Raw genomic sequence first — 16,877 nt, 5'->3', positions numbered from 1 at the left:
GACCGCCGCCTTTCCGTCGGTGGATGCCTCTATGCTCGGCCAGCCATCAGGTCTGGCAGCGGAGGGGACGGCATCGTGAACGGAAACGGTTGGGCCGGGATGGGCTGGCAGTCGTGGTCGGACACCGGCGAGGTCCAGGCCCGGCTCGCCGCTGGTGCCGACCCGAACGGCCACGTACCCCACTGGGGGCCGGTGTTGCACGTGGCCGCCGAACATGGCTCGGCCCACGTGGTGGCGGCGCTAGCTGCCCTGGTCGACGACATCGACGCCGAGCACAACGGCCGTACCGCGCTGTGGGTGGCCGTGCACACCGACAAGCCCGACAACGCCCGCGCGCTCGCCGCCGCCGGCGCTGATCCCTGGCGACCGATGATGGCCGGCTGGTCACCGGGGCGGCTCAGCCTGGCCAGCCTGACTCCCGATCTCTTCACCGTCCCACCCGGAGTCCCCAGTCTCTCGCCGGCCGAGTCCGCCGCCGTCGCCGAGGCACGCCGTCTCACCGCCGTCTTCAAGAAGGTCGACTACGACGGTTTGAGTTTGTCCTGTGTGGCCGGTATCGACGCGGCTGAGGCCGTGCGGCGTCTGGACGCCAGGGCCGCCGAGTGGGACGACGCCGAGTCAATGGTCGAACAGCTGTGGGGCGACTCGTTGAGCGACGAGGCCGTGTTGACCCTGGGCGTGACCGACGTGCCGGGCGGCTGCGTCGTCAGCCAGCCGTGGGCGTACGGGGCAGAAATGCCCGGGGTGTCGAGGCGCCTGTCGATCGGCACGGTCTGCTATTCGATGTACGCCAATCCGAAGAGCGGAAATCAGGGCAGCATCCTGCGCGACCGCGCCGTCGAAGGATGGGATCTGCATCCTGGTGGGGGGTGGGCCGCCTCCGACGACTCGGCCGAGGAAATCCTGCGTACCTACCTGTACCAGGGCAACGCCCTCGCCTACTGCTGTGCCTACGTAGGTCTGGCGTTGACAGACGCCCGACCGTTCACCGGATCGCCGGACCTGTGGGTGCAACTGCCGCCGGGCGACTACTGGTCGTACGACGGCCGATGAGCTGGTCGCCGCCGGGCGCGGAATAGGGCCAGCCGCCGACTTTCGATGAGGTGACCATCGTTGGCCGCCGTCCCCGACAGCGACAAGATCGTGTCCGAGTTCGAGCGCACTCTGCATCCGGCGAAGGTTCGCTAACCGAGCGCGGCACGGCGGTGCTGTAGGTAGGCACGTTCGGCCGGGTCGTGGGTGAGGGCGACGGCGCTGTCGTACGCGGCGGCGGCCTCGGTCGTCCTGCCGAGGCGCTCCAGCAGGTGGGCCCGGACCGCGCGGGCTGGCTGGAAACGCTCGCCGGCTGTCCCCGTCCCGGTCAGCAGCTCGTCGAGCCGGGCAAGTCCGGCCGCTGGCCCGTTCACCTCGGCGGTGACCGCGGCGAACGCGACACCGCCGCCCAGGGACGGTGCGAGGGTCTGGAGGATCCGGTGCAGGTCTAGCAGGACTGGCCAGTTGGTCGTACCGGTCCGCGCCCGGGCGCAGTGCACCGCCTGGATGCCCGCCTCGATCTGGTACCGCCCGAGCCGGCCGAGGGCGTGTGCGGCCTGCAGGTGCTCGTGTGCCCGGCCGATCAGCTCATGGTCCCAGCGTGCCGGGTCCTGCTCGGCCAGCGGGACGAACCGCCCGCCGGGGTCGGTGCGGGCCGCGGCCCGGGCGGCGGAGAGCTGGACCAGCGCGGCCAGGCCGTGCGCCTCGGGGTCATCGGGGACCAGGCCGGTGAGGATCTCGGCCAGATGCTGCGCCTCGCCGGGCACGGTACGTGGCTGCGGTCCGGTGGTGGCCCAGTCGATGACGTAGACGCCGTAGACGGCTTCGAGCACGGCGGCCATCCGGGCGGGTAGGTCATCGCGGTCCGGCAGGCGGAACGGGATGCCGGCCGCCTTGATGCGCTTCTTCGCACGGACCAGCCGGGTGGCCATCGTGGCGGTGGGCATGGCGAAGGCCCCGGCGATCTGCCCGGCGGTGAAGCCCAGCACCGTGTCGAGCATCAGCGGGGTGTGTACCGTACGGTCGATCGCCGGGTGAGCGCAGACCAGCATCAACTCCAGTCGCCGGTCCGGGATCGCCTCGACGTCTAAGTCTTGGACGTACGCCGGGGCGTCTCGCTCCGGGTCGAGACCGACGGTGCGCCGGGCCGCGGCCGACTTCCACCAGTCGCGCAGCCGGTTACGAGCTACGGCCAGCAGCCACCCGTCCGGGTTGTCCGGCACACCCCGTTGCGGCCAGGTCCGCAGGGCACGCTCGAACGCGTCGGCCAACGCGTCCTCGGCTGCGGTGAGGTCGTTCACCGCAGCGGACAGTAGCGCGAGCAGCCGACCCCGGCTCTCCCGGGCGGCCAGGCCGGCGGCGAGCAACGCCGGTCCGGCCGGGTCCGGGCGATCGCCGGTCAGGCTGACCACCGGCCGTCCAGGAACGCCGTCGCCACCGGCCGGATCTCCAGTACGCCCCACTGAGCACCGGGGCACTTCTCCGCCCAACCGATCGCCGCGTTTAGGTCCGGCACGTCGATCAGGAACACCCCGGCGAGGGCCTCCTTGGTCTCCGCGAACGGCCCGTCTTGCACGCGTAGGCCACCCTCACGGCGGGTGACCGTGGTCGTAGCGCCGGTCGGCTGCAGCACGTCCGCCGAGCGCAGCACCCCGGCCTGTTCGAGAGCCTTGGCATACACATCGAAGGCCCGCCGCGCCTCGGCGATCACCTCCTCGTCCAGATCGCCCGCACCCGGCTCGGCGTAGTGCATCAACAGCGCGTAACGCATCGCGTTCTCCTCTCGTGATGGGCTGACACCGGGATGACGAGCCAGTCGCACCGGAATCGTCACCTGACACGGCCGTATTCGACCGCTTGCTGCCGGTCACGCGCTTCTCGGCGCCGAGCGTGGGCCGCCCGCCTCGGGGCTGGCGGGGTCTGGATCGGGTGGGCCAGGGCACCGGGTTGGTCGCGGCGTCGAGGTAGTCCGACTGTGCGGGGATCGGCCGCAGGTACTCGGCGGCGACCAGCTCGAGGGCGCCCTGTCCCGCCCGGAATTGTGCCCCGGCAACCGCATCCCGACCGGACCGGGCCCCACCAGTCACAAGATCTGCCCGACGCGCCCGCCACCCTCAAGGCGGGTGCGACACAGTTGGCCCGAAAATGCCGTGATCCTTGACCGCTCCCGGTGGTGAGATGGCCGGATGGGTGGAGACGCGACGCCGGTGCTGTGGCTCTATGGGCCGCCGGGGGTGGGCAAGTCCACGGTCGGCTGGGAGCTGTTCACCCGGCTCACCGCAGATGGCACGCCGGCTGGCTATGTCGACATCGACCAGCTGGGGATGTGTTACGGCCCGCCGCAGCCCGACGACTGGATACCCGAACCCGCCGACGACAACGGTCGGCACCGGATGAAGGCCCGCAACCTCGACGCGGTGGCGGCCAACCAGCGCGCCGCCGGTGCGTGGATCGTTGTCGTGTCCGGAGTCGTCGATCCTCAACGCGGGGTCGACCGCGGTCTCCTGCCGCACGCCGCCGTGCGGACACTGCGGCTTCGCGCGGACCTGTCCGAACTGCGCCGACGCCTGACCGGACGGGGACGCTCCGGCGAAGACATCGACAAGCAACTCGCCCACGCCGACGAACTCGACCGTGTCCACGCCGTCGACGAGTATGTCGACACCACCCGGCTGCCGGCCAGCGCCGTCGTCGACCTGGTGTCGGCATGGTTGAACGGGTGGACCACTGCGCCCGCCGCCCTCCACCGCGGCTCCGTCCAGCCGGCGGCGGACCACGCACCGGGCGAGGTCGTGTGGGTGTGCGGCGTGACCGCAATCGGCAAGTCGACCGTGGGTGGGCAGCTGTACCAGCGAATCCGCGCATCCGGATTCCACACCGCGCTCGTTGACCTCGAACAGATCGGATTCCACCAGCCCACCCCGCCCGACGATCCCGGCAACCACCGGCTCAAGGCGGCCAACCTGGCCGCGCTGTGGCGGACCTACCACGCCGCCGGCGCGCAACGGCTGGTTCTGATTGGCGACGTCGACAGCGACGCCACGGTGCGCGCCTACGCCGCCGCGCTACCTGCCACCACCCTGACCGTGTGCCGACTCCACGCCGGGCGGGAAACCATTCACCAGCGGATCCTGCAACGCGGCAAAGGCATCCGCCCAGTCGACCTCGCCGGCGACCAGCTCATCGGCCAGCCGGTAGCGACACTGCAGGCGGCAGCCGACCAGGCGGCAGCCCAAGCGGAAGCACTCGACCGCGCCGGGGTCGGCGACCTACGCATCGACACCGACGGCCGCGATGTCGATGACCTCGTCGACGAAATCCTGCGCGTCACCCACCTGGACGAGCGTTCTTAGTGACAGACCAGCCTCGCAAGCACCGATCAGTGCCTACACCCGAAAAGCGACCACGGACACCCGCAAGATCATCCGAAGAGTCGGTCCAGACTCCGAAGCGTTCCAGCGGACAGGACAGCGCGGCCTACGCGGCACCAGATACAACCGGCAGCGCGGGCAGCAAGATATGGCGGTTGGCCGCCAAACGCACCTGACGCCAGCCGACGGAGCGCGGTCGACAACGAGCACCAGGACGTCAACGACCGCTCGGCAAAGCCGGCGTTACCAGCACCCGGCCGTGCCGGAGCGAGTTGGAGCAAAGATTCTCTGACAGCTGCCCGCGGAGAGGCCGCGCTGATCCGTCCGGATCTGGTTGGCCATTTCCTCGTACGCCGAGGCAAGCGAAGTCGCGGTCATCCGTGGTGTGCAGTGTCGATGATGAGGTCGGCGCGGTTGCGGGTGCCGTCGGAGGCGAAGAACTCTTCCTCCTCGGCCATCCGCTTCTGCCAGAACTGCTCGGCACCGGCAAAGGAACCGTCGCGGGCGAGGCCGCGCGCCAGCCGCAACGGTGCGGGTGCGTCGACCCAGATGGCGTAGGCGAGCCGACCGATCGTCTCACGACGGGTGCAGGCGATGCCTTCGAAAATCATGGTAGGTGTCCAGGGCTGGGTCTTCCACTCGCCGAGGGTGTTGCCGTACCAGTCCGTCCAGTCTCTTGCCTGGTAGTGGGCTTCCTGGCCGCGAAGCAGCGGCGTGAGTACCTGGGCTTCGAAACGTGGCCACCATCCGGCGAAGTCGTCCCACGACACGAAGTCGTCAATCTCGATGATCGGAGCGTTGAGCACCTCGGAGAGGTTGTGGGCAAGGTGGCTCTTTCCGGAGCCGCTCGGGCCATCGATGCCGACGATGCGTATGCCGTTGACCGGCTCGCGGGAGGCAACGGCGGCGGCGACCTGATCCACGATGTCGATGGCCATGGGCGCAGCCTAGACAATAACCAGCCCTGACTCGCGGCGCTGCCACCGCTGCTTGACCACGGGGCTGCTGTCCGCCACCGCCGACGGGCGAGGGCTCTGCTCCGCCCTGGGCTGGGCGATCCCGATCTACACCGCCGTCAACGCGCAGGCTGCCCGGGCCGCGTTCGATGACCTGGCCGACAAGTGGGGCGGGCGGTATCCGGCGGTGTTCCGGCTGTGGGACAACGCCTGGGCGGAGTTCATTCCGATCCTGAACTACGACGTGGAAATCCGGCGGGTGATCTGCTGGACCAACGGGTCGAGTCGTTCAATGCCCGCTACCGGCGGGCGGTGAAGGCCTGGTGGCCACTCCCCGAACGAGTAGGCCGCGTTGGAGTGTCTGCACCTGGTGACCGTTCCCTGGACCCCACCGGAGCAGGCCGAACCCGATGGGCGATGCGCTGGAAACCCGCCCTGAACGCCTTCGCCATCACCTTCAGCGACCGCTTCCCAGCCGCTGAAACCTACTAACCAAGACCGCCGGAAACACCCTTAGCGAGACAGGCCCGAGGGCCCCTTCCCGGATGGGAGGGGCCCTCGTCGTGTCTTGTGTGGGGGTGCTTGTTCCAGCACTCAGCCCGTTCAGGCCACCCGGTGTGCGGCGGCCGCGTTCGAGCAGTCGGCGATGGTGACGGTCTGTGAGAAGCGGAGCGCGTCTCGTCGGGACCACCCGTTGATCCCGGTAGTGGTGTTACGGACGTAGAACCAGAGGTCGCCGGTCAGCGTGGCGCAGTGGACGTCGATTCCCTGACCCGGGTATCCCTGTCCCTGAGATTGGCAGTCCCTGTGCGGATAGGCGCGGATGTAGGTTCCCTCTCCCCACGAGATGCCGCCTCCGCTGTACAGGTCCGGATGGTGGCCGTGGCCGGCGCAGTGCGCGCTGGCCGGGCTGGCGGGCATCAACGCCAGCACCGATCCACTCATTACGAGCGCCAGTGCGGAAGCGATGGAAAGCAGCCGAGGTCGCATGTCGACATCCCCTAACGATAGACAGAGCTCACTGTCTATCAAGGATGCCACGATTGCGTCCGGGCCGCGCGGCGTACTGCCGCCTTGGACGCACCATGCGAGCAGGGTACCCCCGTACTGCAGGCCAACGCCGCCCGCCTTTCGGCGTACCAGCACAACACATCAAGGTGCATGGTCACTATTCGTCCGCCCTGCCCGACCCTGGGCGGCGCATCGTGAGCCTGCGTAGTCATCTCGTCGAGCTTTGCCGGCGGGTGAACCACCAGACGCCTGCTGGTTGGTTCAGCCACGATGAACACCCGATCGCCGGCAGCCGGACGTGGCCTTCTTTCGTCAGAAGACACCCTGCCTATCGACTGATACGACGATCAGCCCACGGCGCTCCCTGATGTGCAGTCGCAATCCGGGCTGCCGCGCGTCGTTGCAGAACTCGCCCGGCGCCGATCACTGAGGGTAGTGCCAGGCACGGTGTCGAGAGGCTTCTGCGGTGGCCAAGCACGTTCAACCACCGCTACGTCCACGTCGCACATATGACACGTACTCGTGTCCGAGGGGTGATCGATACCGAAACCCCACACGAAACGGTACCGATATCGGAAACCGCCATTGGCCTTTGATCGGCGGCACAGAAATTGCGGTAGGAGCGGGCGCTGAGCCAATCCTCCTTCGGAAGTCGTCGGTCTGGAGCCGCTCCACGCGCCGGCTGTCCACGGATAACCAGCGGGCGGTAATCCGGCCCGTTTGCGCACAGACCAGCACCGCACGGTGCTCCGGAGTGAGCCTCAGCAGGGCATCGCGCAACAGATGCCGGTCGACCACCCCGTCGATGACGTCGTTCGACGGCACCCACGTGACGTCGTCGCCGCTCACCTCGTCCGGTCGCGCCTGGCGGGCCCGCGCCGCGTCGATCGTCAGGTTGCGAGCCACCCTGAAGAGCCAGCGGCGCAGCGACTCCTCCCCTGCCGGCAGCTCGTCTATCTTGCGCCAGGTCCGCAACATCGTCTCCTGGAGAAGGTCGTCGGCGGCTTCTCTCTGACCGCCGGTGAGGCGCATCAGGTAGCCGCGAAGAGGACCGACGTTCGCGTCGAACAGCACTCGCATGCGCTGCTCACGCTCGCCGGCCCCGATGCTGCGCATGTCGCGGGCCAGCACACTCATGCCCAGCCCTTAGGTGTCTCACAGTTTCCCGCCGCCCGTAGCGGCCGTGCCGACGCTGTCGTACAGAGCCCCCTCGGCATCCCGACGTGAGCCACCCACCGGGCGTAAAGCGCGCTTGCGGGCCGATCCGGCCCGGACCGCGGGTCTACCAACCTCGGGCGACCGGTGCACGGTCCTGAGCGCGGATTCAGGGCGTGTGGGGCGGCCGGGCGACCGCCCCACATGGCCCTACTGGTAACGGTAGGCGCGGATAACAGTCTGAGTCGTCTCGGCTCCGGTCGCGCCGGTTGCGCTCACGCGAAGGGAGACGTGTCCGCTTCCCCGGGGGTAGCGCAGCGTAACAGCACCCTTCGCCACCACGGCCGACTGCCAGGTTGTGCCGTCGTCGAACGAGAACTCCAGGGCGAGCTGCCGGACCTCGATCGGCCTGCCCGCCGTGTCGAGAGCCTTCACCGGCATCCGCTGCCGGGTGCCCGCAACCACCGCGTAGCGGGAGTCGAGCCGGGGCTCGTACCGGATCGTGAAGATCTCTGCGGGATCCTGGAACGCGAAGATCGACTGGGTCCGGGTGCCGAGGCCACCGATGCTGCCGGTGGTGTCCTGCGTGATCCGGTAGCTGGCGGGCCCGGCGGGCAGGCCGCTGGCACCGACATACACCCAGTCCTGCTCGTCGAGCAATTCGTCGCCACGGTACAGCCTGGTGGTCACGGACTGTGTCGTGTCGTAGCCGGAGTGGGCGCCCGCGTCCGACACCGACGGGATGACAGCCTGGAGCGTGTCACCGGATCGGGTGACCCACTGCTGGGAATCGTTGAAGGCCGTTGTGTACGGCGCGGCGCCCCATTCCTGCACGGAGCTGCTGCCCGCGGGCGGCGCGAACGGCGAGCCGGTCAAACGGAGACCGGCGATGCGGTCGCCACCGGCCGGCATACCGATCGCGGTCTGCGGCAGCCAGGACGAGCCGGCCTGGGTGCTGTAGTAGTTGATTCGGGTTCCCGGAGCGCGCATCCCGAGGCGGCCCACGCCGAGCACCTCGCCATCGTCGCGACTGAACTGCATCCACTGGCGAGCGATCTGCCCGGGGGCGTAGCTGTGAATCCTCTGTGTCACGGCGGCGAGTTCGCCGGTCCGGAACGCACGGTGATAGCCGGCCAGCAGGACGTCGCCGGGTACCTGCTCGCCGACGTAGTACGCGTACGGGCTGTCCCGGCCGATATCTCCGCTGTCGCGCCGGGCCCAGGTGCTCATCACGTAGCCGGTCGCCTGGACATGGGTGCCGATCTCGGCGATGCGGGCGTTGTCGAAACCCTGCTGAAGGGTGCCGAAGCGCACGGATGCGCCGTCCACCTGCATCGAGACACCGAAGAACACGTCATGGGCCTCGGCGGTACGGTCGGGTACCGACTGCCTCACCGGCTTGCCCTGGCGGGCGTCGAACGTGACAGACGTGTCTCCGCTGACGTCGAGGATCGGCTGGTACAGCAGCGCGGACCCAGAGTGGCTCTGAGTCGCCGAGGTGTGCAGATAGGTGGCCGTGGTGTACCGCCCCTTCGGGAGCCGGAGCGTCACGCTGCCGCTCGGGTCGTACGGAAACCAGGAGTCCCGGCCGTTGGGCTGGAAGATCTGGGTGAGGTAGTCCGTCGCGGGTTTGCCGTCAAGCCCGATATGACGCAGCGTAACCGCGTAGCGTTCATCCTCCTTGCGGACCGCGAGCGGCGTCACGACGCGCGTCTCGCCTGCGGTGGCGACGACCTGCCCGGTCCACGGCCCCACGTCGAGGTGGCGGGTGTCAGCCGTGACGGTCACGTCGGCGGTACCACCGGGTGGTACGTCGACGCGCGAGGTGCTCAGCGTGAACGCCTTGGTGTGGGTCAAGTTCAGCGCCAACGCCACCGCGACAGAGCTGGTGTTGCGATACGTGATCGTTCTGGTGAGCGTGGTGTCGTCGTCATGCGGCCATGGCTGCAGCCCGAACGACACCGACGGCGGGTCGGCGGTGACGGTCTGCGTGATTGCCCGCCTCACGTCGACGCGGCCCGCACCCTGGTCGAACACGGCGTTGTCCGCGGTCCGCTCAGCCGCGCCCATGAGGGTGGCCTTCAGCTGATCGCCCCTCCATCCCGGATGCTCTTGCGCGAGCAGTGCGGCAGCACCCGCGACGTGCGGGGTGGCCATCGACGTGCCGTCGGCGGCAACGTAGGAAGCCGGGAAGTCCGCGGCAGGCTCGCCCATCTCGGTGCCCGCCGCACGCGCTGCGACGATGCCCACCCCAGGCGCGGAGATGTCGGGCTTGATCGCCTCGTCGCCGGTGCGCGGGCCGCGGCTGGAGAACCCGGCCACCGCGTCGGACCTGTCAACGGCACCGACGGTCAGCGCCGCGTCCGCACTGCCGGGTGAGGCGATCGTGCCCGTATCGGCGGCGCCGGCGTTGCCCGCGGCGATGACGAACAGCGCTCCCGTCTGCGCGGTCAACGCGTTCACAGCCTCCTCGAGGGGATCGACAGATGGGAAGTCTTCCCCGCCCAGGCTCATGTTGATCACTCGGGCGCCCTGGTCGACGGCAGCCCACTGCATGCCGGCCAGGATCGCCGACTCACTGCAGCCGCTCATCTCGCACACTTTGCCCGACAATATGGTCGCCTCCGGTGCCACGCCACGATACCTGCCGCCGGAGGCCACCCCCGTACCAGCGATGATCGATGCGACATGTGTGCCGTGCCCGACCCGCTCCCCCGTTTCGGCGGTGAAGTTACGCTCTACGACGCGGCCTGCCAGGTCCGGGTGGCTCGCGTCCACGCCGGTGTCCAGAACGGCCACCGAAATACCCCTGCCGGTGTATCCGGCCTGCCAGGCGGCCGGTGCGCCGATCTGCGGCACGCTGCCGTCGAGCAAAGGCTGCCGCTTGCCGTCCAACCAGATCCTGTGCACCGCTCTGTCATTACGTGCGGCTTCCCACAGCGAGGCCGTCTTGTCCTTCGGCGCGCTGACCGCCACGGCCTTCACGGCCGTCAACTCCCGGGTCGTGCGTGCGCCGTGCTCGCTGACGGTCTTCTTGAGCGCCGGCAGAGTGGCAGCTTCCATGATCAACGGAACGGTCGACCGCCTGCGGTCGTCGTACCCGAGTTTGATGAGTTCCGAGATGTCAAACAGCCGCCGGTCGACGCGTTGCGTCTGGACCAGGCGGTGGGCGTCGGAGGGAATGACCAGGAGGTGTCCCCCCACGACGGACATGGCGAACGACATGTCCTCGCGTCCGGCCGCAGGCTCGACGGAGGCCGTGGCGGCGGTCATCGACGCGACGGTCACCCGGTCTCCCGTCACCAACGTCACGGTGTAGGGGCTATGCGCCGCCGGCGCCGCGGCCGCCGCTCGAGTCTGTGCGCCGATCGCTGCTGGCATGGCGACCGACATGGTGGCAACGAGCAGGACAGCTGTTCGCCGTCGCACGGTATGGAAGGTTGTCATGCCACGAGTACGCTGGAATGCCGCGACAGGTTGCACGGCGGCCACACAAACCCGATGCGGGCCACGCTGCCCACGAGGCCACAGAACCCTTCCGGCTCGATGACGCCGGCGTCCGAGCAGGCGATCGAGTGCTGGTCTTCATTCTGGCCGCCGGCCTCGATCCGAGCGTCAATGACGCATCCGGAGGAGCGCAGCACTCATCGCTCCGGTGAGCAGGTCGCGTTCGGCCGTGGGATCCACCATCGCGGGATGCCCGCCTGCCCGCCTGCCCGCCTCGAACTTCGACTGTCCCTGTCCGCTTTGCTCGCGCGACTTTCTGACCTCGAACTCGCGGACGAGGCGGGTTTGAGGCGTAGGTCGGCGGCCGCTTTCCAACGTCTATCCGCCTTGTCGGGGCGGGCTCGAAGGAACGCGGCTCGGCGGTAGCCCGCGTGACAACCCGACCGGCAATCGGGACGTCGCGCACCTGACCGCGCGGGTCGCGTACGGTCACCCGGGTCGTGCCGTCCGAAGCGGCGAACACGGTCGCGACCGGCACGCTCAGCACCCTGTGACCGGTCCCGCCCACCGTGATACTCACCTTCACCGCCTCCCCGACCAGTGGTACCAATGTGGATTGGTCTTCGGCCTCAACCGGACCGGCACACCCGCGACGGCCGCTCGCTGCGCCTTGACGCGACCACCCACACCGCTCACCGTCGCTGCGAACGTGCGGCCACCCGGATACGAGAGGGTGGCACGCATACCTATCTTGATCAGGCCGGCGTCGTCCGCGCTGGCCGTACCGTTGATGACCAGCGCCAGATCGGCGACCGCGCCCACCGCGCATGCGGTGGTGATCCCAGGTCGCGTGGTCGGGGTCGTGGGAGCAGGCGCTGCCGCGAATGCGCCGCGGTGGACATCATGCGGAGGCTTATTGGCTCACCACGTCGTGCGCAGCGTTCGTACAGCGGCTAAGGAGACGTCGCGCAGCGTGCCCGCATCCGGGACGTCGTGCCAGTGGTCGGCGGCAGCTTCGAGGGCGGCGAAGGTCGCGAGGGCCTGTACTCGTGCGTCCAATCTGTCCGCTAGCCCGCCGGGCAGCGCCTCGACGAGCTGCCGGGCGCGGGCGCGGGCGCGGATGTGTGCTGCGCCGGCGATCGCCGGGATCTCGTTGGCGAGGCGGATGCGAACTCGGGCGTCCTGCTCGGTGTCTTCCGCGCGCTCCGCGGGCAGCTGTTCAAGGACGTGCTGGACGGCCGCGGGGATGTCGTGGCCGGTGCGGATCGCTTCGAGGATAGCGTCTGTCAGCTCGCCCTCGAAGGGGTCCTGGAGGACGAGGTTCTCCTTGGTGACGAAGTACCGATAGACCGTTACGACTGAAACGTCGGCCTCGGCCGCGACCTGCTCGACGGTGACGGCGTCGAAGCCGTACCGCTCGAACAGGCCGAGCGCGGCGGCCTGGATGCGGCGTTCGGTCTGCCTTCGTTTGCGCGCACGCAGTCCGCTCCCCTGCGCTGTCGGGTCGCGGAGGTCCCTCGCTTCCATGTCATCATGCTACCTGATATCTTTTGATAGTGACTATCAAAAGCGTGGTTCGAGGGCATTGCGAGGATGGCTTCGGGTCAGTGTGGGACGTCTTCGCCGACTTCCTGCAGTCGGGGCGGGAGATCGGCGCCTCACTGGGCGTTTACCGGGGCGGCCGGCCGATTGTGGAGATATGGGGCGGCCACGTCGACCGTGGACGGACTCAGATCTGGGAACGGGACACGGTGACCCCGATCGCCTCCATCAGCAAGTCGCTGGCGACGGCTGCCGTGCTGCTGCTGGTCGAGCGTGGCGTCATCGACCTGGAACGGCCCATCGCTGAGTACTGGCCTGACTTCGGGCAGGCGGACAAGGCCGAGATTCCGGTGCACCTGGTGCTCTCGCATCGTTCCGGCCTTGCCGCCCTGGACCGGCCGGTGAGCAACGACGATGCGGTCGCGCTGGACCCGGTGTTGCGCCGGATCGAGCGGCAGCGGCTTTGGTGGAACCCGGGCGAGCGGCACGGATATCACGGCATCACCTACGGATACATCCTCAGCGGGCTCGTGAAAGCCGTCACCGGACGCACCGTCGGGCGATTCTTCGCTGAGGAGATCGCCGCCCCTCACCAACTCGATCTCCACCTCGGCCTGCCAGTCGACCAGCACCACCGAGTCGCCCCCATGATCGGACCCTCCCAGAGCCAGGCGTTCCGGTCACTGCTCAACCCGATGTGGCTGCCCTACGCGCTCGGTGTGCTCGACCGCCGATCGGTCACCTACCACGCCACCTTCGGAGGCAGCGACGCCGGCTTCAACGACCACTCCGAACTCGTCCGCTACGAGGTGGAGGACGCCTCCGCCGGCGGCATCGGCAGGGGTATCGCCCTCGCCCGCCTCTACGCGGCCCTCATCGGACCGGTCGACGGGCACCGGCTCATCTCCGCCGATCTCATGAACACCGCCCGGCAACCGCAAGCCAGCGGTCGTGACGAGGTGCTCCGGATGCGCACCGACTGGGGTCTCGGATTCCAGCTCCCCGGCGGACCCATGTGGCCCAGCGTCGGCATCGCCGGCCTGTTCGGCCACACCGGAGCTAGCGGCTCCCTCGCCTTCGCCGACGCCGAACACGAACTCGCGTTCGGCTACACACCGAACTACTGGGGCGAACTCAGCCACATCGGCTGGCAACCGCGATTCCGGTTCACGGCGCTCACCGAAGCTGTCTACGCAGCCGCCGGCATCCGACGATGGCCAGCACGCTGACTAGCCGTAAGTAACTATCCTCGATGGATGCGCTCAACTGCCCATGATCGAGTGTACTCGGTTCGGCAGATCGCAAGCCGAGGAAACGACTGGCTCAGGAATGGCCGTTCGCGCAGCGTCACCTCATCGGATCGCGCTGTCGGGCGGCGAGTCGCTGGACGTAGACCGAACTCGGCGGGGTGTGCAGCTGCCGCCATCTAGTACTTCAACAGCGTCTGGTGGAGTCGGTGTCTTCGCTGGTAGTGGGCTGTTTTGGCGCGGTGTTGGTGTCGGCGTCGCCACTCGTGACCATCGATGGGTGTGGTTGGGCGTGGGCGGCGGTGACGGCGAGGTAGGCGTGGGCGCACAGAACGAGCGTTATGTGCCGGCACCAGGCGTCGTACCGGCGCACCTGGTAGTGGTCCAGGCCGACGTCGGCCGCGCCGCCTCCGCCGGACGAGCCGCCCCTGATCGGAATCCCGCCGGGATGCTTCGTAGGCTGCACCGGTGCACAACCGGGCCAAGCTGATCGTCGTGGTGGTGTTCGCGGGTTTCGCGAGCATCTACGTCGCGGCGGGGTCGCCCCTGGCGGTGGCCGTGTTCGGGGTGCAGGTCGCCTTCGCCTGGCGACGATCGTGGTGGCTGGTCGCGATTCAGGCCGCCATGGCGTACGGGTCCGTGCTGCTGTTCGGTTCCTCCGTCGGCATCCTCGGCTTCGTCGGCGGGTCGTTGCTGCTGACCTCGATGTGGCCGCTCGCCCCGGCGGTGGCGGTGAGCGCCGCCCTGCTCGGCCCGACCGACCCGCTGATCAGCATGGTGCTGATTGCCCTGGTCACCTACGGCCTGACCACGATGATCGACCGGATCGACGAGGTGAACGCCGCCAGATTGTCGCTCGCGATGACGGCGGCGGCCGAGGAACGGCTGCGCATCTCCGCCGAACTCAACGCCGGCATCGGCAGAGCACTCGACGCGATCGCCGCGGGCGCGCGGGCCGGAACACCGGACGTGGACACCGCGCGCCGCTCCCTCGCCGACGCCCGCGCCGCCGCGTCGAGCTACCGCGCCATGTCCCTGACACCGGAAATATCCACCGCCAAGGCGATGCTGACCGCCGCCGGCGTCGCGACGGACGTACGCGTGAACCATGCCGAACCGCTCGGGCCGGCCGGCGCGCTCGTGGCGGCGGTACTCCGCGAGGCCGTGACGGAGATCGTACGGCACCGCACCGCCAGCACCTGCCGGATCGAGACCTCCGTCGAGGGCTCCACCATCCGGCTCCGTGTCTCCCACGACGGCGCGACGACGGCCGACGATGACAGTTTCGGCGACCTGCCCGCCCAGATCGATGCGGCGGGCGGAACGCTCACCGTCGAACTCGCCGATGACGCGTCGCTGACCGTGGTGGCCACGCTGCCCGCGACCCGCCCGCAGGCCAGACCCGCCCGCGACAACATGCTGCCGATCGCGTTGCTGGCCACCGTCCTGGTCGGCTTCTCGGCCAAGGCGCTGCTGCTGGCCGGCTCGCTGTGGCTGCTCGCGCCGCTGGCCGTCATCGTCTTCATGCAGCTACGCTTCGTCGAGGGCCGTCATCCCGTGGCGCTGTCCATCATGGCGGTACTGACGTTCGCGCCGCTGCCCTGGTTCGGGCACAGCTGGCTGGGGGTGGCCGGGTTCCTGGCGGGGCCGGTCCTACTAGCCTTCTCCTGGACGGTGGCGGTGCCGCTGGTGGCGGCGATCGTGGCCGCCGTCGCGACCACCGGGGTACTGCTCGGGCTGCCGGCACCGCGAACCGTGAACTACGCGCTCAGCACGGTGGTGACCGGCCTGGTCATGTACGGCCTGCTCAAACTCGCCCAGCTGACCAGGGAGCTGCACGAGTCGAGAGACGGTCTGGCCCGCGCGGCCGTCGTCGAGGAACGGCTGCGCGCCGCCCGCGACCTGCACGACCTCCTCGGCCACACGCTGGCGGCGATTCTGCTCAAGTGCGAACTCGCCCGCCGCCTCGACGCCGACCGGGCGCGGAAGGAACTCGTCGACGTCATGATGATGACCGAGCGGGCGATGGAGGATCTGCGTTCGGTCTCGGGCGAGCGCAGGCAGCTGTCAGTGACCGCGGAGGCGGAGTCAGCACGCTCGCTCCTGACAGCCGCCGGGATCACGGTCGAGCTCGATCTGGGCCACGACGCTCTCGGCAAGGACGTGGACACCACGCTCGGCGTCGTGCTCAGGGAGGCCGTCACCAACGTCCTGCGGCACAGCACCGCACGCCGGTGCGCGATCACGACTTCCGCACGAGACGGCACCGTACGGCTGAGCGTGCGCAACGACGGCGCACGCTCCTCGCCGGGCCGCCGCGGCTCGGCCGGCATCGGCAACCTCACCACCCGCCTGGCGGCGCTGGACGGATGGCTGGCCGTCACGCAGGAGGACGGCTGGTTCGAGCTGACCGCCACCGCACCCACGCTCGCCTGGGTCCCGACCTAGATCCAGCCCGCCTCGGAGGCGACGCGCACCGCGTCGGTGCGGTTACGGGCGTTGAGCTTGGCGACGGTCGCGGTGATGTAGTTGCGGACCGTGCCCGCGCCCAGGAACAGCTGACCGGCGATCTCCGGCGGCTCGGATCCGTCCGCCACCAACCGCAGAACCTCGACCTCACGAGGAGTGAGCGGGTTGTCGGCGAGGTTCCACGCGGTACTGGCGAGCAACGGGTCGAGAACCCGCTCGCCGCGCGCGACCTTCCTGATCGCGGCCGTCAGCTCCTCCGGTGAGGCGGTCTTCAGCACGAAGCCGTCCACCTGGGAGGCGAGCGCGCGGCGCAGGTGACCCGGCTTGCCGTGCCCGGTGAGGATGAGCGTGCGGCACTGCGGCAGCTTGGCACGCAGCTCGCCGGCGGCGTCGAGCCCGTCGATCTTGCCCGGCATGTCAACATCCAGCACTGCCACGTCGGGCCGGTGGACCAGCGCGGCGGCGACCGCGGCGTGCCCGGACTCGACCGACGCGACGACCTCGATATCAGGTGCGAGGCCGAGCAGGGCCACCAGGGCCTCCCTGATGACGTGCTGGTCCTCGGCCAGAAGCATGCGGACCATCCGCCAATTATGTCCGGATCATGATGAGGTCATGGCCGGCTCATGATCAGCTCTCTGGTGATC

General features: G+C 69.0%; 14 protein-coding genes and 2 pseudogenes. 5 read left to right on the top strand and 11 right to left on the bottom strand.

Annotated elements, in window-relative coordinates; all coding sequences use genetic code 11:
- Positions 1–75: 75 nt before the first annotated feature.
- Complete coding sequence (locus E1166_RS02075) at positions 76–1,053, top strand: ankyrin repeat domain-containing protein (protein WP_207913936.1); 978 nt, start codon at positions 76–78, stop codon at positions 1,051–1,053.
- 131 nt (positions 1,054–1,184) lie between these two features.
- Here E1166_RS02075 and E1166_RS02070 read toward each other — a convergent pair whose 3' ends face one another.
- Together E1166_RS02070 and E1166_RS02065 are read right to left on the bottom strand one after the other, a co-directional pair.
- On the bottom strand, positions 1,185–2,444 hold the full coding sequence (locus tag E1166_RS02070) for a DUF6596 domain-containing protein (protein ID WP_243710088.1): 1,260 nt from the start codon (positions 2,442–2,444) through the stop codon (positions 1,185–1,187).
- On the bottom strand, positions 2,432–2,803 hold the full coding sequence (locus E1166_RS02065) for a YciI family protein (RefSeq protein WP_132335255.1): 372 nt from the start codon (positions 2,801–2,803) through the stop codon (positions 2,432–2,434). The genes E1166_RS02070 and E1166_RS02065 overlap by 13 nt, the downstream gene beginning before the upstream one ends.
- Positions 2,804–3,218: 415 nt before the next feature.
- On the opposite strand from E1166_RS02065, the gene E1166_RS02060 reads away from it, so the two are divergent.
- Entirely contained in the window at positions 3,219–4,385 is a 1,167-nt protein-coding gene (locus E1166_RS02060) for an AAA family ATPase (protein ID WP_132335253.1), read from the top strand.
- Between the two features lie 392 nt (positions 4,386–4,777).
- On the opposite strand, the gene E1166_RS02055 is transcribed toward E1166_RS02060, so the two are convergent.
- Positions 4,778–5,341, bottom strand: a complete 564-nt coding sequence (locus E1166_RS02055) for a hypothetical protein (RefSeq protein WP_132335251.1) — start codon at positions 5,339–5,341, stop codon at positions 4,778–4,780.
- A 121-nt stretch (positions 5,342–5,462) separates the two neighbouring features.
- Between E1166_RS02055 and E1166_RS02050 the strand changes: the two are divergent.
- Positions 5,463–5,851: pseudogene (locus E1166_RS02050) on the top strand (transposase); the annotation flags it as partial.
- Positions 5,852–5,962: 111 nt separating this feature from the next.
- On the opposite strand, the gene E1166_RS02045 reads toward E1166_RS02050, so the two are convergent.
- The 6 genes from E1166_RS02045 to E1166_RS31375 all read right to left on the bottom strand — a co-directional run bounded on the left by E1166_RS02045 (position 5,963) and on the right by E1166_RS31375 (position 12,499).
- Positions 5,963–6,349, bottom strand: a complete 387-nt coding sequence (locus tag E1166_RS02045; RefSeq protein ID WP_132335249.1) for a hypothetical protein — start codon at positions 6,347–6,349, stop codon at positions 5,963–5,965.
- Between the two features lie 501 nt (positions 6,350–6,850).
- Positions 6,851–7,507 (bottom strand): sigma-70 family RNA polymerase sigma factor, encoded by a 657-nt coding sequence (locus E1166_RS02040; RefSeq protein ID WP_132335247.1) that lies wholly within the window; start codon positions 7,505–7,507, stop codon positions 6,851–6,853.
- Positions 7,508–7,735: 228 nt separating this feature from the next.
- On the bottom strand, positions 7,736–10,972 hold the full coding sequence (locus E1166_RS02035; protein ID WP_132335245.1) for a S8 family serine peptidase: 3,237 nt from the start codon (positions 10,970–10,972) through the stop codon (positions 7,736–7,738).
- A complete protein-coding gene (locus tag E1166_RS02030; protein ID WP_132335242.1) occupies positions 10,969–11,169 on the bottom strand; it encodes a hypothetical protein in 201 nt (66 codons plus the stop codon). The genes E1166_RS02035 and E1166_RS02030 overlap by 4 nt, the downstream gene beginning before the upstream one ends.
- Positions 11,170–11,554: 385 nt before the next feature.
- Positions 11,555–11,794 (bottom strand): hypothetical protein, encoded by a 240-nt coding sequence (locus E1166_RS02025; RefSeq protein WP_132335240.1) that lies wholly within the window; start codon positions 11,792–11,794, stop codon positions 11,555–11,557.
- A gap of 99 nt (positions 11,795–11,893) precedes the next feature.
- The gene (locus E1166_RS31375; RefSeq protein WP_132335238.1) at positions 11,894–12,499 is read right to left on the bottom strand and encodes a TetR family transcriptional regulator; all 606 of its coding nucleotides are present in this window, start codon (positions 12,497–12,499) and stop codon (positions 11,894–11,896) included.
- 80 nt (positions 12,500–12,579) lie between these two features.
- Between E1166_RS31375 and E1166_RS02015 the strand changes: the two genes are divergently transcribed.
- Positions 12,580–13,743, top strand: a complete 1,164-nt coding sequence (locus E1166_RS02015; protein WP_165944215.1) for a serine hydrolase domain-containing protein — start codon at positions 12,580–12,582, stop codon at positions 13,741–13,743.
- Between the two features lie 205 nt (positions 13,744–13,948).
- Here E1166_RS02015 and E1166_RS02010 read toward each other — a convergent pair.
- A pseudogene (locus E1166_RS02010) lies at positions 13,949–14,158 on the bottom strand (hypothetical protein); the annotation flags it as partial.
- Between the two features lie 71 nt (positions 14,159–14,229).
- On the opposite strand from E1166_RS02010, the gene E1166_RS02005 reads away from it, so the two are divergent.
- Positions 14,230–16,209 carry a histidine kinase gene (locus tag E1166_RS02005; protein ID WP_132335232.1) on the top strand — a complete coding sequence of 660 codons (1,980 nt, stop codon included), beginning with the start codon at positions 14,230–14,232 and terminating at the stop codon, positions 16,207–16,209.
- Here E1166_RS02005 and E1166_RS02000 read toward each other — a convergent pair.
- Positions 16,206–16,814 (bottom strand): response regulator transcription factor, encoded by a 609-nt coding sequence (locus tag E1166_RS02000; protein ID WP_132335230.1) that lies wholly within the window; start codon positions 16,812–16,814, stop codon positions 16,206–16,208. The genes E1166_RS02005 and E1166_RS02000 overlap by 4 nt on opposite strands.
- Between the last annotated feature and the right edge of the window lie 63 nt (positions 16,815–16,877).

This window comes from Micromonospora sp. KC213 (genome assembly GCF_004348325.1).
Lineage (GTDB): Bacteria > Actinomycetota > Actinomycetes > Mycobacteriales > Micromonosporaceae > Micromonospora.
The sequence above is the reverse complement of the archived record's forward strand: the minus strand, read 5'-3'. Positions and strand labels throughout refer to the sequence as shown.